A 24,879-nucleotide genomic window follows, 5' to 3' on the forward strand; every position below is an offset into this window, starting at 1 on the left:
CCGATGACACCGAAATTGGCCCCCCCATGCGAATGCACACGAGGCAGGCACTCATGTTATGTTATATCTTATAGAAACATGAACTGTCAGTTGCCACTGGCAGAGCCATCCACTCCCTGCTTGCGACATTCGATGACAACTTCTACTCACATCCCCCCCATCAAAAGCTTGAACCAACGCCTGCTGTCCATTGATGCCCTGAGGGGATTGGTAATCCTCCTTATGCTGCTGGATCACGTGCGCGAGACGTTCTTTTTGCACCGTCAAGTAGCAGACCCCATGGACATCGAATCCACTGAGCCGGCGCTGTTTTTCAGCCGCACACTTGCTCACTTGTGTGCGCCGGTGTTCATACTGCTCACTGGACTTTCCGCTTACCTGTATGGCCAAAAGCACCAGGGCAAGGGCGATGTGTCAGCCTTTTTGTTCAAGCGTGGTCTATTGCTCGTACTGCTGGAGTTCACCCTGGTGAATTTCGCCTGGACATTTCAGCTCCCACCTACGGCGATCTACATGCAAGTGATTTGGGCCATTGGCATCTGCATGATGGCCCTGGCCGGACTGGTTTGGTTACCCAGGCCCATTTTGTGCTGCCTGGGCCTGGTGATCGTGGCCGGGCACAATCTGCTGGATAATGTGCAATTCGCGACAGGCTCGCCCATGCATATTCCCTGGGCCATTCTGCATGATCGCGGCTGGATCGATGTCTGCGACAGCTTACGTCTGCGCACCTCTTATCCTGTGCTTCCCTGGATCGGTGTGATCGCCCTTGGATACAGCATCGGCCCCTGGTTTGCTGGCCAGGTTCTGGCCGCGGAGCGTCAACGTACCCTGCTGCTTGCCGGGGCCGGGACATTGGTCGGATTTGTCGCACTGCGAGCAGTCAATGGTTATGGCGAGGTGCATTGGGTCGCCCATGAAGGCATCACGCAAACCCTCATGAGCTTCTTCAACATTACAAAATACCCGCCCTCCCTGTTGTTCCTTTTGCTGACGTTGGGCATGGGCCTGTTACTGCTTCGTGCCTTGGAACAGGCTCAACAACGCAAATGGGTCAATGCATTGGCAGTCTTTGGCGCGGCGCCGATGTTCTTCTACTTGCTCCACCTTTACGTACTCAAGGCGCTGTATCTGGTCAGCGTGGCGTTGTTCGGATTGAACCAGGGAAATTTTTTCGGTTTCGACAGCATTTGGGCTGTGTGGCTGACGGCGGTGCTCCTGGCTTTATCCCTGTATCTACCCGTGCGCTGGTTCGCGGCATTGAAGGCACGCCGTCGCGATATCAGATGGCTCAAATATTTCTGATAAGGACATTTGCTCACAAAAACGGCCCCTGGGTAGCAATGCCAGTCAAGTAAGCGTTTGGGCGCCTTCCAGAGGGATAGTGGCCGGTTGTTGGATTAGCGTTCACCGAGGATCAAAACTGTGGGCGGCAGACTTGTGGCAACGGGTTATCAACGCGTAAGTTGATGGCCTGCCCTTAACGACACGCCGGAGTTGATCCATGCGCATCGCCTTGCTGTCCGACATGCACCTGTCCGTCAACACGATCCCGTTTCCCGTCGTGGATGCCGATATTGTCGTGCTCGCCGGGGACATCGCCCGGCCGGCCAAGGCCATCGAGTGGGCCAGAGCCTGCCCGGTTCCATTGCTGTACGTGGCAGGCAATCACGAGTTTTATGGCAGTGACCTGGTCTCCACCTACGAACAGTTGAACAGCCTGACGCAAGGTACGCAGATCCACGTTCTGGAACGTTCGGAGTACGTCCACGACGGCGTGCGTTTTCTCGGTTGCACCTTGTGGTCTGACTATCGCCTTCTCGACGTCCCCGGGGACCGGGCGCTGGGCATCGATCTGGCGACCCGGCTGATTCGTGACTTCAGCCACATCAAGATCGCCCCCGATTTCCCTGACCTGTTCACGCCAGCCATTTCCCAGCTGGTGTTTCTGCAGACGGTCACCTGGCTGGAAGACTGCTTCACCCGCGACAGCAGCACACCCACGGTGGTGGTCTCTCATTTTGCCCCGACAAAGTCGAGCATCAGCCCGACCTTTGCCGGTTCGCCGATCAACTCAAGCTTTGTCTCGGACCTCGAAGCGCGGATCAAGGACTGGCAGCCGGCACTGTGGCTGCATGGCCATACCCATGGCAGCTTTGATTATCGAGTGGGTAACACCCGCGTGATCTGCAACCCCCGGGGCTATGCCAAGAATGGCATCAATGAAAATCCTGATTTCGATGATGCCTTCGTGATCGATCTGGAGATCTGAGGCAACCCTCAGATCAACAGTTCCAGCGTATCGAACACCTTCCTGAGTACGTCCACGCTGGAGGGGTATCGACAGCACCTGCAGAGCTACGGTCTGCCGGAACTTGCCATCCAGCACTTCCTGGCGGTCGCTGTCGATTACCAGAACGGAATCTTTTCCGGCGTGAATGGCGTGATCGGGTAAATCACCGCGCATACGCCCAACGCCTTCAACAACACCGCGTATTGCATTTGCCCCGGCCAAAACGCGCTTCCTGGCGTTCGCGGAAAAACATCTCATAGCTCATGACTGGCTCGCCCGGACGGGTGCGGGCCATCTGTGCCACATAGTTGTCGTACTCGGGAACGCCCACCATCAATCGGGCGCTCTGGCTGAACAATCTGGCAACCTGCTGCAGTTTGCGGAACATGACTGATCTCTCTGTATGCGTGGGACCTGCCCCATGAAACCGCGCTCATGTATCTGCACTGTGTCCACATCGGGCGCCTTTGTATTTTTATGTATCCAGGCTCGCACCCGATGGAACGCCGGCAACCCGCTACACTTTCCTCGCTCCGCCGCGGCACCAAAGCGGTCAAGACCCCTGACTACTGATCTGGAGGTATCCCATGAGCGACAGCAGCGAACTCACCACCTTTACCGGCTGGGCCGCCACCGCAGCAGGCGCGCCGCTGGAACGCTACAGCTACGATCCCGGTCCGTTGGGCAACGACGAGGTGGAAGTCGCCGTGGAGTATTGCGGCGTCTGCCACTCCGACCAGTCGTTGATCGACAACGATTGGGGTATCAGCCACTACCCGTTTATTCCCGGCCATGAGGTGGTCGGCCGTATCGTGCGGCTGGGCGACCAGGTTCGCGGTCTGGAAATGGGGCAACGGGTGGGCATCGGTTGGTACAAGGGCAGTTGCATGCATTGCACGTCGTGCATCGAAGGTTCCCATAACCTGTGTCGCACCGTGCAACCGACCATCATCGGCAGCAACGGCGGCTTTGCCGACCGCATTCGTTCGCACTGGGCCTGGGCCCTGCCGATCCCGGCCGGACTCGATCCGGCAATGGCCGGGCCGCTGTTCTGTGCCGGTTCGACCGTGTTCAACCCGCTGATGGAATTCGGCATCAAGCCCACTGACCGGGTCGGCGTGGTGGGTATTGGCGGTCTCGGTCACCTGGCGCTGCGCTTCCTCAACGCCTGGGGCTGCGAAGTCACTGCGTTCACCTCATCGCTGAGCAAGCAGGACGAAGCCAAGCGACTGGGCGCACACAAGGTGGTCGCCTCGACCGATACCAATGCGCTCAATGCCATTGCCGGCACCCTGGATTTTCTGCTGGTCACCGCCAACGCCAACCTCGACTGGAGCGCCATGCTCGCCACCCTGCGCGGCAAGGGTCGCCTGCACTTTGTCGGCGTCGTGCCCGATGCCATACCGATGCACGTGTTCGAGCTGATTCCCCAGCAAAAAACCATGTCCGCCTCACCGGTCGGCTCGCCCGCCAACACCGCGACCATGCTGGAATTCTGCGCACGCCACCAGATTGTGCCGCAGGTCGAGATGTTTCCCATGAGCCGCATCAACGAGGCCATCGATCACTTGCGCAGTGGCAAGGCGCGCTACCGCGTGGTGCTGGACGCCAGTCAGTAACCTTGTAGGAGCTGGCTTGTCGGGTCGCCGCATCGCAGCGATGGTCGTTAACGATAACGCGCGTGAGCTGGATAAACGCGGCGCATTTGAGTCCATCGCCGGCAAGCCGGCTCCTACAAATCCCCTCAGGGAATGGCTACCTGCGCAGGCGCCAATGGCATGTGCGGGTCATTCCAGCTGAACCTATAAGATCTGCCGGCCTCTTGCGGCAGGCATTTGCCGTTGTCGGCATCCGCGCTCACGATCGACCAGTTCGCCCGGGCGTTTTCCCCCAATTCACGGGCCGCTTCGGGTTTGAAGCACTGCTTCAGTACGTCATCCGGCACCAATGCGTAGGCCTTGGGGTGTTCGCGCAGATACAGCGCGGCCATTTCGACGGTCGAATTGTCCATGCCGAAATGCACGATCGGTTGCCGGGCGAACAACCAGTGTCCCTCCTCCCAGTTGACCAACACCAGATCGGCGCCCCGGGTCATGGACGCCGCCTGGGTCATGAGCACCTGATCAACGTTGGTGCCGTCCTTGAGCGGTTCGATGAAACCACGGGCGAACCACAACGCGAACCAGGTCGCAACCAGTGCCGGGAACACCCGACGCATACGCGGGTGCCGTTTGAACCAGCGCGTGAGCAGCCACGGGATCAACGGCGCGGCGACCAGCACCAGCCCAGGCAGCGCCGGGTAGATGTACAACTTGCGCTTGCCTGTGCTGATGCAGAAAAACAGCACCACCAGCACCACCCAGCCGAGCAACACCAAGACCCGGCCGTCGCGTTTTTGCAACTGACGGCGCCAGGCCGGCACCAGCCATGGCAGCACCAGCACCAGTGGTAGCCAATACTGCGGGATTACGTTGGTGAAGAAATACCAGAACGGTTCGCGGTGATGCCACGCGGCGGCATAGCGGCCCGCGGTCTGGCGCAGGAGGATCTCCCGTGCATAGGCAACTTCCTCCGCGCTGCCATTGAAGAGGATGGACAAGGCCAGGGGCAACAGCCAGATCGCGATGGCGCCAAGCATCAGCGCAAACCCGAGCAACCACTTGCGCGCCTCGCCCGGCATCGCCACCACACCGGGCCAGCCTTTGCGCACCCCATAGGCGTAGGGAATCAGCAACAGCGCCGGCAGGAAACCCACACCTTTGGTGATCACGCCAATGCCCATGGCCACGCAGCCCGCGTAGAACCAGCGCCACACAGGCCCCAGCAGCAGGTGCCGCGCCAGACCGTACAGGCCCAGGGAGGTGAACAGAATCAAGAAACTGTCGATCTGACCGGTGCGCAGGATGCTGTAGGTCTGGTAGGTCGCCAGGTACAACAGCGCGGCGTTGCGCCCGGTACGCTGGGTCCACAGGCGACGGCCCAGGTCATAGACCATCGCCGTGACAGTCACCGCCGAAAACAGTCCCGGGATATAAAGCGCGATGTTGGGTTTGCCGGTCAGCCAGGTGAAGAACGCCACCGTCCACATGAAAATCGGCGGCTTGTCACCGTAGATCTCGGCGGCCCGGTGCGGGATCAGCCACGAGCCGTTCTGCAGCATCTCCAGCGCGACACCGAGGAAACGCTCTTCGTCCACATTCTGAGCCTGACGCAGCCCCATGCCCGCGCCGATCAGCAACAGGGCAAGCAGCATCAGACCCAGGCACTCGACCCTGGGCGACAACGATCTACGCATTGCTTATTCCTTTGCGCTTTTGCTTTTGGCAATCAATTGCAGGTTGCGAAAATAGACCAGGGAGCCAAACGCCTGCCCGACGATGAACACCGGGTCCTGGCGGTAAATGGCATAGGCGAGCAACAAGGTGCTACCGACGATGCTCAGGTACCAGAAGTTGGTCGGGATCACGCTGCGTTTCTTGTACTCGCTGTACAACCACTGCAAGACAAACCGCCCGGTAAAGGCAGCCTGCCCGGCAAAGCCGACCAGCAACCACAGGGTTTCACGGGTCAGAATCATCCTTCGAGCTCCTGGGCCTGGGTGTTCAGGCGCGTGCGTTTGATCAGCCACCAGACGCCGATCAAGTCAAGAATGCCGACCAGCGCACGGTCGAGGTTGCCGTATTTCGATACCCCGGCCGTGCGCGGACGATGGTTGACCGGGTGCACGATCATGCGCCCGTTATGACGCTGGATCAGCGCCGGAATATAGCGATGCATGTGGTCGAAGTACGGCAGGCGCAAGAACGCCGCTCGCTCAATCAGCTTCAGGCCACAACCGGTGTCCGGGGTGGAGTCCTTGAGCAGGCGCCGACGCAGGTTGTTGGCGAACCGCGAGGCGTAGCGCTTGCTTGCGGTGTCACGGCGATTGATCCGGTGTCCGGCCACCAGTTGTACATCGACCTTGCCCGGTTCACCGCGCACCAGCGCCAGCATGCCGGGAATGTCCGCCGGGTCGTTCTGGCCGTCGCCATCGAGGGTCACCAGCCACTGCCCGCGTGCCTCACGGGCCGCGTGGTACAGCGAGGTGCTCTGCCCCAGCGACCGCTCGTGATGCAGGATGCGCAAGGTGTTCAAGCCGTTTTGGCGGATCTGCCGCAGTTCCTGCAGGGTCGAATCGGTGCTGCCATCGTCGACCACGATGATTTCGTAAGCCTCATCGGCCAGCGCCACGCGGACTTCTTCAAGCAATGGCTTGAGGTTGTTCGCTTCGTTTTTGGCGGGAATCAGTACGGATACAAAAATGTCTTGGCTCATGGGGGCTCTCTCGCCTTTTTTGATTGTTCGAGATCAGAGGCGAACGCTTCAAATCTGATAGAACTGCCGATACCACTTCACGAATTCACCGACACCGGCTTCCAGCGTCACCTGCGGGCTGAAGCCCACCCAATCGGCCAGCGCCGAGACATCGGCCCAGGTCTTGACCACGTCACCGGCCTGCATTGGCAAGTAGTTGCGCCGGGCCTGCAGATCCAGGGCTGATTCCAGGCACTCGACGAAATCCAGCAACGCCACCGGCATGCCGCGACCGATGTTGAAGAGCCGGTTGACCCCGGCGACAGAGCCTTCCGGCACCGGAGGCCTTGGGCGCAGTCGGGCGATCCCTTCGACAATGTCGTCGACAAAGGTAAAGTCGCGGTACATCTGCCCCTGGTTGTAGATGTCGATGGGCAGGCCTTTGAGGATGGCGTCGGTAAACTTGAACAGCGCCATGTCCGGGCGACCCCACGGGCCGTAGACGGTAAAGAAGCGCAGGCCACTGGCTTTCAGGCCATACAAATGGCAGTAACTTTCAGCCAGCAGTTCATTGGCGCGCTTGCTGGCGGCGTACAGCGAAACGGGATGATCGACCGGGTCCTCGACACTGAACGGCATCTTGCTGTTGGCGCCGTACACCGAACTGCTCGAGGCGTAGATCAGGTGCTCCGGGCGATGGTGCCGACAGGCTTCGAGCACATTGAGGAAACCCACCAGGTTCGATTGCCCGTAGACATCCGGGTTGTCCAGCGAGTAGCGCACCCCGGCCTGGGCGGCCAGGTGCACCACCTCGGTAAAAGCGTGTTGTTGAAACAGGTTCATCAGGGCAGATTTGTCGACGATGTCCATTTTCCGGAAGCGAAAACCCGGCAGAGTCTCCAGCACCTTGAGGCGTGCGTGCTTGAGTTCCACGTCGTAATAGTCGTTGAGGTTATCGATACCAACGACCTCCTGACCTTCGCGGCACAAGCGCTGCACCGTATGAAAGCCGATGAAACCGGCCGCACCGGTGACCAGGACGGTCATGGGAAACGCGCCGGCGACTGCGCCGCGATCGACGCGAGATGACTGATCCGGACCCTCGTCAACTTCATGTGTAGTCCCTGCTTATGGCTTCATTCGAGCACGGTTGCGTTATGAAGCTTATAAAACAGACACATTTCAGTTTGGATAACGCCTCGCGCCACCTCGAAAAAAATAAAATATCCGGCCGAAAACACCGTGGCTATCTGGCCGATCCGCCATGGGGTTTGTAAAACCGGAACAAACCGATATCCACGGTCCTGATGTATTGCCTGGCCCAATCCGGCTTGACGGTACGATCATGGAAATACAGGGCACCCTGGGTGCGATCCGGCAGTTCCTTGTTCAGGGCCTTGCGCGCGATTTCCTTGGCCATCGCGTAAGGCACTTCCTCCTGGACCGAATCGGATTTACCGTCGCACCACCAGGAAAACTGGCAACTCTTGGTTTCCGAACCCTGCTTGACCACTTTGCACACCGTGTCCGGAAAGCCCTCGTGGCCCAGGCGATTCATGACCACATTGGCCACCGCCTCCATGTCGGCGGCATCCTTGCCCTTGGCTTCCCAGTAAATGGACCGGGCCAGGCAGGTGATCGCATCGTCCAGCGGCGCAGCGCCGGCCGGGTCGACGGCCTGGACTTCTGAAGGGGTAATGGCTTCTGCCTTGGGCGCTGGTGCCGGGTTGTTACTCTCGGCGGCTTTGTGTTCCAGTACCTCGGCCTTGTTCTCGGCCGATTCCTGTTTTTGCACTTGATCCACAGCGGATACCGGGCAGGCAAGCAACGTCAGGGCGAGGCAGGTGGCGATCCAGTCGAAGCGCATGGTCGGTGTCACAGGGTGAGTGGTTCAATTGAGTCTAGTAGTGAAATGATTTCGCCCACCCCACTACACTCTGGATAAATCCGTTGTCTTAGATGGGCCAACTTCGCGCATCATGGGCGCAATCTGCTCAAGGGGGATTTTCATGGGTTTCATTTCATCCGCAATGCGTTTGGCCGGTGTATCACTGGGCCTGGTATTCGCCGCCAACGCCGTCACGGCCGACGAAGCGCAATTGATCGAATCGATCAACGTCTACCGTAGCCAACTGCAGCGCTGTGCCGGCCAGGTCTCCTCTGAGCTGCCGCCGCTGTCGGCCGATCCACGCCTGGTGCTGACCGCCCCGAGCATCGGCAATCTGCAACAGGCCATGGCCACTGCGGGTTATCCCATGAAGAATGTGCAGGCCATCAGCCTGTCCGGGCCTCGCGATGCGGCCTCGGCGATGAAGGCGATTCAGGAGAGCTTTTGTCAGATCGTCCTCGACCCGCAATTCGTCGATGTCGGTGTCAGCCGCCAGGACCGTGAATGGCGCATCGTGGTCGCACGGCCGTTGTTGAGCGCACGCCTGGGCGACGCACAGGCCGAAGGCCAGAAGCTGCTCACCGAACTCAACGCCGCACGCACCCGGCCACGCCAGTGCGGCGCGCAATCCTTCGCCGCCGCGCCACCGCTGGCCTGGAACGCCACCCTGGCCACCGCCGCCGAAGGCAACGCCCGCTCCATGGCCAACAACAACTACTTCGATCACAAAGACCGCGATGGCCGCACCCCGGGCGACCGCGCGGAACTGGCCGGCTACGACTTCCAGCAAATCGGCGAAAACATCGCCGCCGGCCAAGACACCGCGCATAAGGTGGTCGAAGGCTGGCTGGCCAGCCCCGGCCATTGCGCCAACCTGATGAACCCACAGTTCCGCGAACTGGGCGCGGCTTACGCGACCGATCCGAAGAGCGATGCGGGGATTTACTGGACGGCGATGTTTGGGGCGCAGTGAGTGCCATAGCCCCCGAAGCGATTGCTTTGGGGGCTGTTTGTAGTCAACGAATACGTCGAAGAGCGGAGTAACTTTACAAAAAGAAAGATCCTTCAGAAGGAAATTTCTGAAATATGAAAAACCACACATGAAGTCTTGAAATTTCAAAGATCAATAAATATACCTACCCCTTACGATGCCATTTCGAATAACAATTTCGACTTCAAAGCAAGGGACCTATGAAAAACGCAATATCACCTACAAAAAATGAAAACTTTTCTGACTGGTATCAACAAGTGATTATCCAGTCGGAAATGGCTGAGAACTCTCCGGTTCGAGGCTGCATGGTTATCCGCCCTTGGGGGTATGGCATATGGGAGCAGATTCAACGAGAACTTGATAAAAAAATCAAAGACACAGGACATTCAAACGCATATTTCCCACTTTTGATTCCGTTATCCTTTCTTCAAAAAGAAGCCGAGCATGTTGAAGGCTTTGCCAAAGAGTGCGCAGTTGTAACCCATCACCGTCTCGAAAAGTCAGCAGATGGAGCGCTTACTCCCGCAGGAGCACTAGAAGAACCGTTGATCATCAGACCCACCAGTGAAACGGTCATCGGTGCATCCTTTTCACGATGGGTACAAAGTTATCGGGATCTGCCTCTACTTATCAATCAATGGGCGAACGTACTGCGCTGGGAAATGCGCCCTCGGATTTTCCTTCGCTCATCGGAATTCCTATGGCAGGAAGGCCACACCGTTCACGCAACTCATGATGAGGCCTTGGACGAAACGCTAAAGATGTTGGATATCTACGAGCGCTTTACTACCGAGCACCTGGCCATACCGGTAATCAAGGGCGAAAAGTGCTCCTGGGAACGTTTTCCGGGGGCCGTCAGCACCTACACCATTGAAGCAATGATGCAAGACGGCAAGGCCTTGCAAGCTGGTACTTCTCATTTTTTAGGCCAGAACTTCGCACAGAGTTCAGACATCCGCTTCGTGAACAAAGAAGGGATAAAAGAACTGGCATGGACCACGTCTTGGGGAGTATCCACGCGATTGATCGGCGCGATGATAATGGCCCATGGTGACGATGACGGGCTAGTGCTCCCGCCCCTCGTGGCACCGACACAAGTCGTCATTATCCCGATCGTGCGCAACGAACAGCATGCAGATGCCATTCATGAGTACTGCAAAAAACTGCAAAAGCAGATTTGCCGGAAAAAACTGAAGGGGCAAAACCTTCGGGCCAGTGTTGATTGGCGGGACCTGAACAGTGGCGAAAAAAAGTGGTACCACATCAAGCGTGGCGTCCCTGTCCGGGTCGAGATTGGCATAAAGGAACTGGAGCAAAATGGAGTGTCCTATTCCTGTCGAAACAACTCCAAAAACCTTCTAAAACTTGACATTGAAGCTTTCGTTAATAACATCTCGAAAACACTGGCCACACTTCAAAAAAACATGTTGGAGATGGCACAGAAAAAATTGTCCGATAACACCACAACCGTCACTACTCTGGATGAACTCAAAAAACACTTTAAACAGAACGTAAAACTTAACGCTTTTGTTCTCGCCCCCTTCACCGAAGATAAAAAAGTTGAAAAAGCTATCGGAGAGCTTGGAGTAACCGTTCGCTGTATTCCGCTAAAACAACCTAGAGTTTCCGCAACCTGTTTATTCACCGGTCGTAAAACGGACACGTGGGCACTTTATGCAAAGTCATATTGATCGCTGATCACCTACAGCCCCGCTATTGCGGGGCTGTATTGTTTCCAAAGAAACCAACTTGCCGCCTGCTTTGTAAAAAACCACACTGCCTATCCAACAAAATTTATGGTCAGCCCATCTCCTGCAACTTCATGGGCTGTTTTCGGTAAAGCTGGCTTGCGCAAATGTATCCGGGCTCGTTGTGAGCGTTGCTGCAACAACGCCCGACCCTCGATGATCTGTTGCCAGGTTCTCAGTTGGGCCGTTTGCCGTCTACTTCGTACCTGTAGGAGCGAGCTTGCTCGCGATGGACGTCAACGATAACGCGGGCTGTCTGAATGATCGCGTTGTTTAGACGTTTTTCGCGAGCAAGCTCGCTCCTACAGGGAATCGGGGACGCCAGCCAAAACCAGGTCGGCCCGCAGGCCGCCTCGCTTTTGCTTTTGATCTTCTTGCCCCGTCGAGAGGCCGAGCCTGGGCGAGGCACCGAACGTCAGGGGCAAGAGCCCTTGGTTACTTGGGGCTCTTCCAAGTAACCCGCTGTAAAAGCGGAACCGTCAGCGGCCAATACCGCAGAAATGGATATTCACTCAATCCAATCCAATCCATACAAACGTACGCCTCAAACTGAACTGCCCCCCCCTTAACGACTTGCCATCAGTGGCTACTCATCCCGGCCGCATGCATCAACATCCTCAATCCCCCCGCCACCACTCCCAACGCAACCACACTGCCCAACCAGATCACCACCAGCCACCCAAGTCGCTTGTACCAAGGTGCCCGTTCACAAGAATCAATGATAGCCATCGCCAATCCTCACTTTGCCGCGGAACACGTAGTAGCTCCAGACCGTGTACATCAAGATGATCGGCAAAATGAACAACGTCCCGATCAGGATGAACAACTGGCTGGTCGCCGGTAACGCCGCTGCCCACAGGCTGATCGATGGCGGCACGATGTTCGGCCAGATGCTGAACGCCAGGCCGATGTAACCCAGGAACACCAGCATCAAGGTGAAGGCGAACGGCCAATGGGTGTGACGTTGGCGCAGGGTCCTGAGCAAGCCGAACATCGCCAGCAAGGCCAGCGCCGCCAGACCACCGAACACCACCAGGTGCGCATGGGCAAACCAGCGCGTGGCGATTTCCGGATGCAGAATCGGCGTCCACACACAGATCACGCCGATTACCGCCAACAGCAGCCAGGCCAGGGGCCGGGTGAACAGACGCATACGCGATTCCAGTATGCCTTCGGTCTTGACCAGCAACCAGGTGCTGCCGAGCAGCGCATAAGCGACGATCAGACCGACACCGCAGAACAGCGGAAACGGTGCCAGCCAGTCCAGCGAACCGCCGGCGAACTGGCGATCGACCACTGGGATGCCGGCAATGTAAGTGCCGATCACCACGCCCTGGGAAAAGGTCGCCAGCAGCGAACCGCCGAGGATACTTATCATTGTTTTTATTGTTATTTTTCAGTTACTTATAAAACATTAACAGTCATTTAGGCAGCAATTTAATCCATCATAGACCCAGTCGATCAACCGGTTGCCAATAGTGATTGGACGGCCCCTAAAGTTGCTCTTAGCCTGCACTCAACAAATCCGTTATCAGCGCATTTTTTGTAGGAGCGAGCTCTGCTCGCGATGGACTCAAGAGCACCGCGTTCAGCCAACAAGCAGGCGTAATCGTTCACGACCATTGCGAGCAGAGCTCGCTCCTACACAGAACATTCATTCAATGCGTGCCAAGCGAGGGTGCCATGTCAGAACGCGTCTTGATCGATGAATTCTCCCGGCGCGTGGACTATCTGCGGATGTCGGTCACCGACCGCTGCGATTTCCGTTGCGTGTATTGCATGGCCGAGGACATGCAGTTTCTGCCCCGCCAACGGGTGCTGACCCTGGAAGAGATTTATCAACTTGCACAAAGCTTCGTGGCGCTGGGCACCCGCAAGATCCGCCTGACCGGGGGCGAGCCGCTGATCCGTCCCGGCGTGGTGCAGTTGTGCGAGAAGATCGCCGCCCTGCCCGGCCTGCGTGAACTGTGCATGACCACCAACGGTTCGCAGCTGGCCAAATTGGCCGGGCCGTTGTTCGAAGCCGGGGTCAAGCGCCTCAACATCAGCCTCGATTGCCTGGACCCGCAACGTTTTCGCGAACTGACACGCACCGGTGACCTGGCGCAGGTGATCAAGGGCATCGACGCCGCCAACCAAGCCGGATTTCGCAACACCAAGCTCAATTGCGTGGTGATGAAAGGCCGCAACGACCATGAGATCAATGATCTGGTGAGCTTCGCCATCGACCGTAACCTCGACATCTCCTTCATCGAGGAAATGCCATTGGGCACCATCGACGAGCACAGCCGCGCCGAATCGTTTTTCGCAAGTAGCCAGGTCCGCGAACGCATTGCCGAACGCTACACATTGATTGATTCCGCCGAGTCGACCCAAGGACCGTCGCGCTACTGGCGCCTGGCCGAGGCGCCGCAGATTCGCCTGGGGTTCATCTCACCCCACAGCCACAACTTTTGCGGCACCTGCAATCGGGTACGGCTGACCGTGGAGGGACGTCTGCTGCTGTGCCTGGGCAATGAGCACTCCGTGGATCTCAAGGCGGTCTTGCGCAGCCACCCCGGACAGCCCGAGCGCTTGGAAAAAGCCATTATCGAGGCGATGAAACTCAAGCCTTATCGACACAACTTCGAAGTGAACGACGATGTTCAGGTCATTCGCTTCATGAACATGACGGGCGGCTGAAATCCATGATCGTGAGACCCAAACCCAACCTGATCGGCGTGCTGACGTCCCTCAAGGGTTCGATTGCCAAACGCATCGCCTGGCGCAGCCTGATGGTGACGCTGCTCGCCTCGGCCATCGTGCTCATCGAAACCCTGCATCCCAGCTACTTTTCCAAGGTCAGCGCCACGCCCTTCACGCTGCTGGGTTTGTCGCTGTCGATCTTCATGAGCTTTCGCAACAACGCCTGCTACGACCGCTGGTATGAAGCGCGCAAGGCCTGGGGCGATGTGATCGTGGAGATCCGCTCGATGATTCGTGAAACCCTGGTGATCAAGGACACCGCTGAGCGCCACACGATCCTCAGCAACCTCTGCGGCTTCGCCCATGCCCTCAACGCGCGGCTGCGCCAGGAAAACGAAATGGCCGCCAGTGGCGACTGGCTGCACCCGATGCCCAAGGGCAACACCACGGACATCAGCGGGCAGATACTGATGCAGGTCGGTCAACAGTGCTCGTCACTCAACGAATCCGGGGCGATCAACGACTGGCGCTACACGCTCATGGCCAACCATTTGACCAGCCTGACCCATGCCCAGGCCGTCTGTGAACGGATCAAGAACACCCCGCTACCCTTCCCCTACACCTTGCTCCTGCACCGCACCATCTACCTGTTCTGCATCCTCTTACCCTTTGCCATGGCCGAACCCCTGGGCTGGCTGACACCGATTTTCACCGCGATTGTCAGCTACACCTTTTTCGGACTGGATGCGATTGCCGATGAACTGGAAGACCCCTTCGGCCGCGACGAAAACGACCTGCCCACCGATGCCATCGTGCGCAATATCGAGCGCGATGTGCTGGCGGCCCTGGGTGTGACGGAACTGCCACCGCAACTGGAGCCGGTGGATTTTGTGTTGAACTGAGTCTCAGGAAATACACAAAAACTGTGGAAGCGAGCCTGCTCGCGATAGCGGTCTGCCTGCCAATATCTCTATTGGATTTGCCGGCCTCATCGCGAGCAAGCTCGCTGAATGGAATAAACCGCGCCGTATCGCCAACTTCCAGCGTGCAGCCTTCCGGCACTTCCACCAGCCCATCGGCCCAGGATGCGCCCAGCAATACGCCGGAACTCTGGTTCGGATGGATTCTCCTGCATCTCCACGCCGTTGGCACCCGGCGGAACCGGGGGCGTGACCGGCAAATACCTGTTGCGACACGGTCAGCGGTGCCCCGTCCCAACCATCGACATTCAGGGCATAGCCGTCCATGGCGCTGCTCGGCCACGGCGGAAGATCGAGGGTCGCCACCAGGTCATTGGCCAACACCCTTTGCCGTGCGGCACTGAGCGGCACCGTTTCACTGTCTTCAATCCACTGTGCCTCGGCCATTGTCAGCAACCGTTCGATGGCATCCTCCACCGGCATCAACGGTGAATAGCTCATCCGCGCGTCCCGCAAGTTTGCATTGGCTTGAGGTGCGGTACGAAATTGCACGGCCGGTGGCGCGCGTCGAGCTGCTGCCCGTGATCAGCACCACCTGGATGCCGTCGTCGGCAATCCAGTTCGCTACCTGCGCGCGGATCTTGTACAGGTCGTCCTTGAGCAGGTTGCGCTCGCTGAGGGTATGACCGGCTTCCAGCAATCGACTGATGAGTAATTGGCCGGAGGTGTCATTGGCATATTCACGGGTATCGCTAACAGTCAACACGGCAATATTCAGGGGTATAAACAATGCATCCGGTTTGACGCCCATGGGGTTCTCAGGCAGATATTGATTAAATGACTTCCGGAGACTCATTCGATAATTCAAGCCGTGTCTAATCACTCTAACCAACCAGACTATCGAGCCAATCTATCAATATAAAAAGACCGGAAACAACAGCAATGATAGAGCCCGTCGATAACACCTTAGATCGCAGTGATTGGATGCACACCGAAGACAATGAGGTCGTCTCGGCTCACGATTTCTGCCTCGTCTTGTGTCTTGCGCACCTGAGTCAATACTTAACCCTTCTCGCCCCCGCCAGCAGGTGCCGTCATGGACATCAAACAACTCAAGTTCCTGATTGCCCTGGAGCAGACCCGCCACTTCGGCCAGGCGGCCGCGCGCTGCCACCTCACCCAGCCAACGCTGTCGATGCGCCTGCGCAACCTGGAGGATGAACTGGACCTGGTGCTGGTCACCCGAGGCCAGCGCTTCGAGGGTTTTACCGAGGTCGGCGAGACCCGCGTCGGCCTGCTGTACGATAATCGCCACTTCCATTTCGACGGCACGCAAATGAACTGGGAGGAAGCCGCCGAACTGGCGCTGGGGATGCGCAGCAACGGCATGCACTACCGCAAATCCATCGACCTGAGCTTTCGCAGCCGCGGACTGGACCCGCAGCCGATCCTGGAAAGCGATTCGACTTACCAGTTGCTGCAGGCGATTCACGAGGGTTTCTGCTGCGCGATCATGCCGCTGGACAGTGGACTGGAAGAGCCCATCGAAGCCCGTTACCGCGAGCAGCTCAACCTGGGCGGTGAAAAACTGCCCCTGACCGACAGCCTCAAGACCATCGAGGACGTGCGTCGACTGCAGATGCAGCCGTCGAGCGCTGGGCAGATAGGCCGCATGAGGCGGCTATGCAACGCGCTCCGGCCTGGCTACAGTCATCGGCTCAAAGCTTTTCTGCACAAGGAGTTTCCGCTTGAGCCCCACGCCCTCCCCGATCACGCAACAGGATGTACTGCAACCCCGGTCCATCAGCCTGCGCGAAGCCTTCCTGTTCTGGCTCAAGCTTGGTTTCATCAGTTTCGGCGGGCCGGCGGGGCAGATTTCGATCATGCATCAGGAGCTGGTCGAACGCCGGCGCTGGATCTCCGAGCGGCGCTTTCTGCATGCCCTCAACTATTGCATGTTGCTGCCCGGGCCTGAGGCTCAGCAGTTGGCGACCTACATCGGCTGGCTGATGCACCGGACCTGGGGCGGTGTGATCGCTGGCGTGCTGTTCGTATTGCCTTCGCTGTTCATCCTGATTGCGCTGTCCTGGGTGTACATCGCCTTTGGTGACGTGCCCGTGGTCGCCGGACTGTTCTACGGGATCAAGCCTGCGGTCACGGCAATCGTGGTGCAGGCGGCTCACCGGATCGGCTCGAGGGCGCTGAAGAACGGCTGGTTATGGGGCATCGCCGCCGCGTCCTTCATGGCCATCTTCGTGGTCAACGTGCCGTTTCCGTTGATCGTGCTCGGCGCGGCGGTCATCGGTTATTTCGGCGGGCGACTGGCACCGGAAAAATTCAGGACCGGTGGCCACAGCGCTGCGAAACGCTCCTACGGCCCGGCAGTGATCGACGACGACACCCCACCCCCCGGACACGCCCGCTTCAGTGGCTGGAAACTGGCGCGCCTGGCTGTGATCGGTGCGATCTTGTGGACGCTGCCCATGGCCATGCTCACCGCACTGTTCGGCTGGGAAGGCACGCTGACCCAGATGGCCTGGTTCTTCACCAAGGCCGCGCTGCTGACCTTTGGCGGCGCCTACGCGGTGTTACCGTACGTCTACCAGGGCGCGGTCGGCCACTACGGATGGCTGACGCCGACGCAGATGATCGACGGCCTGGCGCTCGGTGAAACCACGCCAGGTCCGTTGATCATGGTTGTCGCCTTCGTCGGTTTTATCGGCGCCTACGTGCATCAGGTCTTTGGCCCGGATCAGGCCTTCGTTGCCGGCGCCATCGCCGCGACGCTGGTGACCTGGTTCACCTTCCTGCCCTCGTTCCTGTTCATCCTCGCCGGCGGGCCGCTGGTGGAATCGACGCACAACGAACTCAAGTTCACCGCGCCACTGACGGCCATTACGGCCGCCGTGGTGGGCGTGATTCTCAACCTGGCCTGTTTCTTTGCCTACCACGTGCTGTGGCCCAAAGGCTTCGAAGGAGCACTGGACTGGCCTTCGCTGCTGATCGCGATAGTCGCGGGCGTTGCATTGCTTGGATTCAAACGCGGGGTGATCGAGGTGTTGATCGGCTGCGGGTTGATCGGCCTGGGTGTGCACCTGATGTTCTGAATCAAACATTTACACGCGCCGCAATCCTCCCTAGTATCCAGCCATCCCCCGGATGGCTTGTGCTACTGGCCACCGACGATTTCCGCAGCCGGAAACCTGCGCCATGCGTACTTTGCCGTCAGAACAGCACCTGCTGAACCTCTCGATCCAGGCCTCCTCGCTGCTGGCCGTGGACGGCATTGCATGAAGCGCATCGTCAACCTGCCCATGGCCCTGCGCCGCTCCAAACTGCGTCACTCCGCACGTCCGCCGGATAGCGCCCTGCCCGCCTGACCGGCGAGCCCCCTCCTTTCGCTATCCCTGCGTTTGCTCAGCGTATGCAATACCTGTGGGAGCGAGCTTGCTCGCGATAGCGGAGTGTCATTCGACATCAACGGTGAATGACACTCTGCTATCGCGAGCAGACTCGCTCCTACAGGTTGCGCACTTCGACTGACCGGCATTGAGCTTCTCCCCATTCTGCCTGGACACCGACATGACTCAACGTTGCAATTCCTACTACACCGCCACCCTTAACCAAGACACCGATTACCCGACGCTGCAAGGCCGGCACCGGGTTGACGTGGTGATCATCGGCGGCGGTTTCACTGGTGTGGCCACTGCCGTCGAGCTGGCGGAAAAAGGCCTGAAGGTCGCCATCGTCGAAAGCCACAAGATCGGCTGGGGCGCCACCGGGCGCAACGGCGGCCAGGTCACCGGCAGCCTGTCGGGCGATGAAGCCATGCGCAAACAGATGCGCCGCACCCTTGGTGATGAAGTTGATGATTTCATCTGGAACCTGCGCTGGCGCGGGCACCAGATCATCCGGCAGCGCGTGGAAAAATACGGCATCGCCTGCGACCTCAAGCACGGCCACCTGCATGCGGCGTACAAACCCGCGCACATGGCCGGCTTGCGCAAGGATTACGATGAGGCGGTGCACCGTGGCATGGGCAACGAGGTCAGCCTGCTCGACCGCAGCCAGGTGCGCGACCTGCTGCAAAGCGACCTCTACCACGGCGCGATCAAGAACACCCGCAACATGCACCTGCACCCGCTCAACCTGTGCATCGGCGAGGCCCGCGCAGCCGAAAGCCTCGGTGCGTTGATCTTCGAGAACAGCGAAGTACTGGAGATCATCCATGGGGACACGCCTGGAGTGCGCACCGCCCACGGACACATCGACGCCAACCAGGTGCTGCTGGCCGGCGACGTCTACCACAAACTGGAACCGGGCAAGCTCAAGGGCAAGATTTTCCCGGCCATGGGCGGCATCGTCACCACTGCGCCGCTGGGCGATCTGGCCAGGCAGATCAACCCCGAAGACCTTGCGGTCTATGACTGCCGCTTCGTGCTCGACTACTACCGCCTCACCGCTGACGGTCGCCTGTTGTTCGGGGGCGGCGCCAACTACAGCGGCAAGGATTCGCGGGACATCGCCGCCGAGCTGCGTCCGTGCATCGAGCAGACCTTCCCGGCGCTCAAAGGCGTGGCCATCGATTACCAGTGGAGCTGCGCGATGGGCATCGTGATCAACCGCATCCCACAACTGGGCAAGCTGTCGGACAACGTCTGGTATTGCCAGGGCTACTCCGGCCACGGCATCGCCACCACCCACATCATGGGTGAAATCATGGGCCGGGCGATCACCGGGCAGCTGGAACAGTTCGACACCTTCGCCGCCTGCCAGCACATCCGCGTGCCCATGGGCGACCTGCTCGGCAACCCGATGCTCGCTGCCGGCATGTGGTACTACCAGATGCTTGAGCGATTGCGCTGAGCCGTTCGCTGAGCATTCAGCATTGGTGTTGTTTTTGCTGGCCCCATCGCGGGCAAGCCCGCGATGGGGCCGGTACATTCAATACATCTAACAGCAAATAACACTCAAGCCTGCGCCTGCACCACCTCGACCCCCAACGCCCGGTAGTCCTCGACACTGCCTGACGCCACATGCTGCTCGGTGATCAGCGTGTGCACGCGCTGACAAGGTGCGACGACAAAGGGTTCCACCGCCCCGAGCTTGTCCGCCGTGGTGACGGCAATCACGTGGGAAGCACAGTCGAGCATCGCCTGTTTCACCGGCACTTCATCAAAATGCAGTGAGCTCAAGCCCACCTGCGGGTGTATCGCGCAAACCCCGGTAAACAGCAGATCGGCCTTGATGCCCGCCAGCAGCCGCAGGGTCTCGTGGCCGCTGGCCGACATCGTCGCCGGGTTGAGCTGGCCGCCCGCCAGAATCACCTTGATGCCTTTGTATTCGGACAAGGTGATGGCCGTCATCGGCGACGCGGTGATCGCGGTAATGGCGATGTCCGCCGGCAGCGAACGCGCGATCTGCAAGGTGGTAGTGCCGGAATCGAACACCACGATCTGACCGTCTTGCACCTGTCGTGCAGCCAATTGCGCCAGATGGGTTTTCACCTCATCGGTTTCACTGATCCGGGTGAAATAGTCCTTGCCCGTGTCCTTGGGACGCGGCAACGCCCCGCCGTGTACCCGCTGCACCAGGCCGACACTGGCCAGTTCCGCCAGGTCCCGGCGGATGGTGTCTTCGGACACCGCGAAATGCTGGCTCAACTCCGAGGCCATGACCTTGCCGTCTCGTTCGAGGATCAACAGGATTTTTTGCCGGCGTACGGATGGAAGTTCGGCAGCGGAATGGTTGTCGTGCATGTTTTTGCTCGGTTATGCGTGTAATTGCGCGTTTCAGCGAGATTAGCCAAAGCGCCGGACAAACACAAACGGGCGGCCGGGCAAACACCTCCAAGTATCATTTTTTTCGATCTTTCAAATCATTACGCCGAATTTTTTATTTTGCTGTGACCTGTTCAAGATGGCGCCGTCACTCATGTTTCGGATGGAAACCTCATGAATATCAATTTTGCTTTTGCGTGCATGATCGTGGTCTCGTTCACGATTGCGCTGGTTCACGCCTGACCGACAGGTCTGAGACGTCAAGTTGTGCAAGGTCGCGGTAAAACGCCTGACAGATCAGGAATATGCTCTATAACCAGTGGTGACACGATTTCCGATCAGGGGAACTGGAAGGCTCCCTCGGAAGTTGCTCTCTAAAAAGCCGCGGACAAATGAGTGCCCGCCAGGAGACACCACCCATGAAAGCTCTGAAAATCGCCGCCAGCGATGGCACCTCCGAATGTTTCCTGAACACCCGGGAGGTGGTCCCGCTCAGTCAAACCGACTTCACCGACGTCGCCGTGGCTGTGGTTTCGGTCAATGACGTGCTGGCCGGATGCCTCGACACCATTCAGCGCACCGGTTTTGATATTCCGATTTTCCTGGTGCCGTCCCCCGGCACCAGCACCCGACCCCGGGAAGTCTACAAACATCTCAATGACGTGCTGCTGCAAGTGAACGGCATCTTCGACCTGTCGCCCAGCAACGTCGAATACCACGGCAACCAACTGGAGACCGCCGCCAAGGCCTACGAAGAAAGCCTGCTACCACCCTTCTTCGATGCGCTCAAACACTACACCGAGGCGGCCAACGCGACCTTTGCCTGCCCCGGCCACCAGGGCGGCCAGTTCTTTCGCAAGCATCCGGCCGGCCGGCAGTTCTTCGATTTCTTCGGCGAGACGCTGTTTCGCGCCGACATGTGCAACGCCGACGTCAAACTCGGCGACCTGCTGATCCACGAAGGCCCGGCGCTGCTGGCGCAGAAACACGCCGCGCAGGTGTTCAACGCCGACAAGACCTACTTCGTGCTCAACGGCACTTCGGCGTCGAACAAGGTGGTGACCAACGCCCTGTTGACCCCCGGCGATCTGGTGCTGTTCGACCGCAACAACCACAAATCCAACCACCAGGGCGCGCTGTTGCAGGCCGGCGCCACGCCGGTGTATCTGGAAACCGCGCGCAACCCCTACGGCTTCATCGGCGGCATCGACGCCCACTGTTTCGACGAAGACTATCTGCGCGAACTGATCGCCGAAGTCGCCCCGGACAAGGCGCAACTGCCACGGCCGTTCCGCTTGGCGATCATTCAACTGGGCACCTATGACGGCACCGTCTACAACGCCCGGCAAGTCGTCGACCGCATCGGCAAGCTGTGTGACTACATCCTGTTCGACTCGGCGTGGGTCGGCTACGAGCAGTTCATCCCGATGATGAAAGACTGCTCGCCGCTGTTGCTCGACCTCAACGAGAACGACCCGGGCATCTTCGTCACCCAGTCGGTGCACAAACAGCAGGCCGGTTTTTCCCAGGCCTCCCAGGTGCACAAGAAGGACCGCCACATCAAAGGCCAGGCGCGCTATTGCAACCATCACCGGCTCAACAACGCGTTCATGGCCCAGGCGTCCACCAGCCCCTTCTACCCGCTGTTCGCCTCGCTGGATGTGAATGCGCGCATTCACTCGGGCCGCAGTGGCCTGCGGTTGTGGGAAGACTGCGTGAAGTTCGGCATCGAGGCGCGCAAGTTGATCCTCGAAGCCTGCACCATGGTCCGACCGTTCGTGCCGGATACCATTGAAGGGCGCGCCTGGGAAGACTATCCAACCGAAGACATTGCCAATGACATCCGCTTCTTCGAGTTCCATCCCAAGGACCGCTGGCACGCCTTTGCCGGCTACGCCGAGAAGCAGTACTTCATCGACCCGTGCAAGTTGCTGTTCACCACGCCGGGCATCGACCCGGTGGATGGCAGCTACACCGACTTCGGCATTCACGCCGGCATCCTGGCCAACTTCCTGCGCGAGAACGGCATCGTTCCGGAGAAATGCGACCTCAACTCCATCCTGTTCCTGCTCACCCCGGCCGAAGACTGGGCGAAGATGACCCACCTGGCCGCGCAGATCGCCCGCTTCGAACGCTTCATCAGCGATGACGCGCCGATGAGCCGGGTGCTGCCAGCCATCTACGCGCAGCACCAGGAGCGCTATCGCAACTACACCATTCGCCAGCTCTGCCAGGAAATGCACGACCTGTACCGCCACCACAATGTGCAGCAATTGCAGAAGGACATGTTCCGCAAGGAACACTTCCCGAAAAAGGCCATGAACCCGCAGCAAGCGCAAATCGAGTACATCCGCGGCAACGTCGAACTGGTGGCGTTGGCGGACGCCGACGGGCGCATTGCGGCCGAAGGAGCGTTACCTTATCCGCCAGGGGTGCTGTGCGTTGTGCCAGGTGAAATCTGGGGAGGCGCGGTGCTCAAGTACTTCCTGGCGTTGGAGGAAGGCATTAACCGCTTGCCCGGGTTCACGCCGGAGCTGCAGGGCGTGTACCTGAAGCAGGAAGGCGGTCGTACCCGGGCGTATGGGTACGTGATCAAGGCCTGACCCCGCTGCAAGCGTTGCCGCCGCTCGAGCCTGCGGCAGCGCCTGCTTTTGCATCGATTCCCACGCTTATGCAGGACGCGCGCCCAGCGTCTCTTGCTCACAAGCTCCCGCCTGGGGCAGCAGACTGATTTCGACGCGTCGGTTGGCCGCGCGCCCGGACTCGCTGTCATTGCTGGTGACCGGCTGGCTGGCGGCAAAGCCCTGGACCGCAAAACAACTGTCGGGGATGTCGCCCATGCGTTGCATCCAGTCACGTACAGCAGAGGCACGCGCGTGGGACAGCTGGAAATTCTGCTGCGGGTTACCACGGCCATCCGTATGCCCTCCAATGACGATCAGCCAACCGGGCTGGGCCTTGATGTCGACCAGGGCTCTGATCAGGATCTTGGTCGAGCCCGGCTTTAGCTCGGCGCTACCGGCGTCGAACAGCGACAGGCTGTCCAGGCGCACGGGCCCGACAAACGTTGGTGCTGGCTCAAACAGCTGCGTAAAACGCTGCTCGACTGCACCGGTGGTGCCCAACCACCAAGCGCCGCTGGCCAGGCCAAGCATGGCGGCCGCGGCGCACAGCCACCGGGCAACGCGACGCTTCGCCGGCTGCATCTCAGGCATAGGGTTGGCTGGCAAAATCACCATGGGCATCAACAACGCCGATGCCGGTTCCCTCGGTGGCAGCGATAGGGTACCGAGCGAAACGCTGCTGCGCTGCGTACGCTGGACCAGGCTTTCGATCTGCTGGCGCAGGGCGTGCAAGGCGACCAGAGGGGGTTGCAGTTGTTGCTCCAGACGCTGCTGCAAACGCGCCAGTTCGGTGTCCAGCTGAAGCAACGTCGGGAAGTTTTGCGCGCCCAGCGCCCTGTTGCGCAGCAACGACTGCCATTGCACGAACAGCCAGGTCAGGATATCCAGGCGAACCGACGCCATGGGCGGCCAACAGGCCGACCATTGGCAGCACAGCGTTTCGATCAGCGCCACCCCCTGCACCATGCCTTCCAGGCCGTTGCGCTGGCTACGCGCCAAGGCAAACGCGACCGCCGTTTGCAGGTCCGCCCCGTTCTGCTCGAACAACGTCAGGCACCACTGCTCCACCTTGGCCCAGTCCACGTCGGGACAGGCCGGATGACTCAGTTTCGCCAACTCTTCGCGCAGTGCCACGAACTCACCGAAACCGCGCGGATCACCGCCCAACCGAATACGCATTTCAAATAACACCGTCAGCCTCCCTTGCCTAACAGGTTCACGTTTACGACAACCATTGCTGTCGTTTCAAATGTCGCACCAGGACTTTGCCTTCCAGTGCCATGGTGGTGCCGAAGGTGACCTGCTCGCCACTTTTGAGCAGCGCGTCGAGGCTGTACTCCAGATGACCCGGCAGAGTCTGCTCGAGCAGCTCGATGTGCACTGTCGCCAGGCGCGGCTCGTACTTGATCAAGGTGTCCTGCATGGTCCCCATCAGCCCATGGGCCGAGCCAGGCAAGCCTTGCAGGATCTGGCCCATGTCGGGAAGGCCGTAATCGGGCAGGTGTGCGAGCGCACCGGCCCGGCTGTTGAGGATGCGTTGCAGGTTATCCAGTACCGACAGCGTGTGCTGGTCCTCTTCGCTGACCTGATGCAGGTCCAGGTCACCGTCGAAGTTCTGCAACAGCGTTTCATAAAGCGAAGGATTCAATTCGGTCAT

General features: G+C 59.1%; 20 protein-coding genes and 5 pseudogenes. 11 read left to right on the forward strand and 14 right to left on the reverse strand.

From position 1 onward, the window contains the following. Nucleotides 1-132: 132 nt before the first annotated feature. Both AC3WTM_RS21470 and AC3WTM_RS21475 read left to right on the forward strand, forming a co-directional pair. Nucleotides 133-1,305 (forward strand): acetyltransferase domain-containing protein, encoded by a 1,173-nt coding sequence (locus AC3WTM_RS21470; RefSeq protein WP_102672330.1) that lies wholly within the window; start codon nt 133-135, stop codon nt 1,303-1,305. Nucleotides 1,306-1,504: 199 nt separating this feature from the next. Beyond that, complete coding sequence (locus AC3WTM_RS21475) at nt 1,505-2,272, forward strand: metallophosphoesterase (protein ID WP_102672331.1); 768 nt, start codon at nt 1,505-1,507, stop codon at nt 2,270-2,272. Between the two features lie 208 nt (nt 2,273-2,480). Here AC3WTM_RS21475 and AC3WTM_RS21480 read toward each other — a convergent pair whose 3' ends face one another. After that, entirely contained in the window at nt 2,481-2,681 is a 201-nt protein-coding gene (locus tag AC3WTM_RS21480; RefSeq protein WP_102672332.1) for a YbdD/YjiX family protein, read from the reverse strand. A gap of 199 nt (nt 2,682-2,880) precedes the next feature. Here AC3WTM_RS21480 and ahr point away from each other — a divergent pair, with 199 nt between their 5' ends. Continuing rightward, on the forward strand, nt 2,881-3,912 hold the full coding sequence (gene ahr, locus AC3WTM_RS21485) for an NADPH-dependent aldehyde reductase Ahr (RefSeq protein WP_102672333.1): 1,032 nt from the start codon (nt 2,881-2,883) through the stop codon (nt 3,910-3,912). 125 nt (nt 3,913-4,037) lie between these two features. Here the strand turns inward: ahr and AC3WTM_RS21490 are convergent, their stop codons facing one another. The 5 genes from AC3WTM_RS21490 to AC3WTM_RS21510 form a co-directional block, all read right to left on the reverse strand. After that, complete coding sequence (locus AC3WTM_RS21490) at nt 4,038-5,588, reverse strand: ArnT family glycosyltransferase (RefSeq protein ID WP_102672334.1); 1,551 nt, start codon at nt 5,586-5,588, stop codon at nt 4,038-4,040. A gap of 3 nt (nt 5,589-5,591) precedes the next feature. Beyond that, nucleotides 5,592-5,870 carry a lipid-A-disaccharide synthase N-terminal domain-containing protein gene (locus AC3WTM_RS21495; RefSeq protein WP_102672335.1) on the reverse strand — a complete coding sequence of 93 codons (279 nt, stop codon included), beginning with the start codon at nt 5,868-5,870 and terminating at the stop codon, nt 5,592-5,594. Continuing rightward, nucleotides 5,867-6,607, reverse strand: a complete 741-nt coding sequence (locus tag AC3WTM_RS21500) for a glycosyltransferase family 2 protein (RefSeq protein WP_102672336.1) — start codon at nt 6,605-6,607, stop codon at nt 5,867-5,869. Before AC3WTM_RS21500 ends, AC3WTM_RS21495 begins: the two co-directional genes overlap by 4 nt. Nucleotides 6,608-6,655: 48 nt before the next feature. After that, nucleotides 6,656-7,633 (reverse strand): NAD-dependent epimerase, encoded by a 978-nt coding sequence (locus AC3WTM_RS21505; RefSeq protein WP_102672337.1) that lies wholly within the window; start codon nt 7,631-7,633, stop codon nt 6,656-6,658. Nucleotides 7,634-7,832: 199 nt separating this feature from the next. Continuing rightward, a complete protein-coding gene (locus tag AC3WTM_RS21510) occupies nt 7,833-8,453 on the reverse strand; it encodes a cell wall hydrolase (RefSeq protein WP_102672338.1) in 621 nt (206 codons plus the stop codon). A gap of 142 nt (nt 8,454-8,595) precedes the next feature. Here AC3WTM_RS21510 and AC3WTM_RS21515 point away from each other — a divergent pair, with 142 nt between their 5' ends. Together AC3WTM_RS21515 and proS are read left to right on the forward strand one after the other, a co-directional pair. Beyond that, complete coding sequence (locus tag AC3WTM_RS21515) at nt 8,596-9,447, forward strand: CAP domain-containing protein (protein WP_102672339.1); 852 nt, start codon at nt 8,596-8,598, stop codon at nt 9,445-9,447. 218 nt (nt 9,448-9,665) lie between these two features. Then, nucleotides 9,666-11,156: a proline--tRNA ligase gene (gene proS / locus AC3WTM_RS21520; protein ID WP_102672340.1), complete on the forward strand. Its 1,491-nt coding sequence runs from the start codon at nt 9,666-9,668 to the stop codon at nt 11,154-11,156. Between the two features lie 636 nt (nt 11,157-11,792). On the opposite strand, the gene AC3WTM_RS21525 is transcribed toward proS, so the two are convergent. Both AC3WTM_RS21525 and AC3WTM_RS21530 read right to left on the reverse strand, forming a co-directional pair. Then, nucleotides 11,793-11,942 (reverse strand): DUF2474 domain-containing protein, encoded by a 150-nt coding sequence (locus tag AC3WTM_RS21525; protein ID WP_102672341.1) that lies wholly within the window; start codon nt 11,940-11,942, stop codon nt 11,793-11,795. After that, a pseudogene (locus AC3WTM_RS21530) lies at nt 11,929-12,585 on the reverse strand (cytochrome d ubiquinol oxidase subunit II); the annotation flags it as partial. The pseudogene AC3WTM_RS21530 and the gene AC3WTM_RS21525, both read right to left, overlap by 14 nt. A 311-nt stretch (nt 12,586-12,896) precedes the next feature. On the opposite strand from AC3WTM_RS21530, the gene moaA reads away from it, so the two are divergent. Then, entirely contained in the window at nt 12,897-13,895 is a 999-nt protein-coding gene (moaA, locus tag AC3WTM_RS21535; RefSeq protein ID WP_102672342.1) for a GTP 3',8-cyclase MoaA, read from the forward strand. A gap of 5 nt (nt 13,896-13,900) precedes the next feature. Next, nucleotides 13,901-14,800: a bestrophin family protein gene (locus AC3WTM_RS21540; RefSeq protein ID WP_090456124.1), complete on the forward strand. Its 900-nt coding sequence runs from the start codon at nt 13,901-13,903 to the stop codon at nt 14,798-14,800. A 166-nt stretch (nt 14,801-14,966) separates the two neighbouring features. Here AC3WTM_RS21540 and AC3WTM_RS21545 read toward each other — a convergent pair. The 3 pseudogenes from AC3WTM_RS21545 to AC3WTM_RS21555 form a co-directional block, all read right to left on the reverse strand. Next, nucleotides 14,967-15,050, reverse strand: a pseudogene (locus AC3WTM_RS21545) (hypothetical protein); the annotation flags it as partial. Continuing rightward, nucleotides 15,022-15,319 (reverse strand): annotated as a pseudogene (locus AC3WTM_RS21550) (molybdopterin molybdenumtransferase MoeA); the annotation flags it as partial. The pseudogenes AC3WTM_RS21550 and AC3WTM_RS21545, both read right to left, overlap by 29 nt. Then, nucleotides 15,316-15,629: pseudogene (locus tag AC3WTM_RS21555) on the reverse strand (molybdopterin-binding protein). The pseudogenes AC3WTM_RS21550 and AC3WTM_RS21555, both read right to left, overlap by 4 nt. 285 nt (nt 15,630-15,914) lie before the next feature. Between AC3WTM_RS21555 and AC3WTM_RS21560 the strand changes: the two are divergent. The 3 genes and pseudogenes from AC3WTM_RS21560 to AC3WTM_RS21570 all read left to right on the forward strand — a co-directional run. Then, a pseudogene (locus AC3WTM_RS21560) lies at nt 15,915-16,358 on the forward strand (LysR family transcriptional regulator); the annotation flags it as partial. A 208-nt stretch (nt 16,359-16,566) separates the two neighbouring features. After that, nucleotides 16,567-17,925 (forward strand): chromate efflux transporter, encoded by a 1,359-nt coding sequence (gene chrA, locus AC3WTM_RS21565; protein WP_102672343.1) that lies wholly within the window; start codon nt 16,567-16,569, stop codon nt 17,923-17,925. 475 nt (nt 17,926-18,400) lie between these two features. Continuing rightward, a complete protein-coding gene (locus tag AC3WTM_RS21570) occupies nt 18,401-19,684 on the forward strand; it encodes an NAD(P)/FAD-dependent oxidoreductase (protein ID WP_102672345.1) in 1,284 nt (427 codons plus the stop codon). A gap of 104 nt (nt 19,685-19,788) precedes the next feature. On the opposite strand, the gene AC3WTM_RS21575 is transcribed toward AC3WTM_RS21570, so the two are convergent. Then, nucleotides 19,789-20,577 carry a DeoR/GlpR family DNA-binding transcription regulator gene (locus AC3WTM_RS21575; RefSeq protein ID WP_102672346.1) on the reverse strand — a complete coding sequence of 263 codons (789 nt, stop codon included), beginning with the start codon at nt 20,575-20,577 and terminating at the stop codon, nt 19,789-19,791. Nucleotides 20,578-21,017: 440 nt separating this feature from the next. On the opposite strand from AC3WTM_RS21575, the gene speF reads away from it, so the two are divergent. Continuing rightward, a complete protein-coding gene (speF, locus tag AC3WTM_RS21580; RefSeq protein WP_102672347.1) occupies nt 21,018-23,201 on the forward strand; it encodes an ornithine decarboxylase SpeF in 2,184 nt (727 codons plus the stop codon). A gap of 66 nt (nt 23,202-23,267) precedes the next feature. Here the strand turns inward: speF and AC3WTM_RS21585 are convergent, their stop codons facing one another. Together AC3WTM_RS21585 and tssE are read right to left on the reverse strand one after the other, a co-directional pair. After that, nucleotides 23,268-24,401, reverse strand: coding sequence for an OmpA family protein (locus AC3WTM_RS21585; RefSeq protein ID WP_256586124.1), 1,134 nt, complete (start codon nt 24,399-24,401; stop codon nt 23,268-23,270). Between the two features lie 43 nt (nt 24,402-24,444). Beyond that, nucleotides 24,445-24,879, reverse strand: coding sequence for a type VI secretion system baseplate subunit TssE (gene tssE, locus AC3WTM_RS21590; RefSeq protein ID WP_102672349.1), 435 nt, complete (start codon nt 24,877-24,879; stop codon nt 24,445-24,447).

It is taken from the genome of Pseudomonas sp. EU05-FHT14B02 (assembly GCF_058791055.1).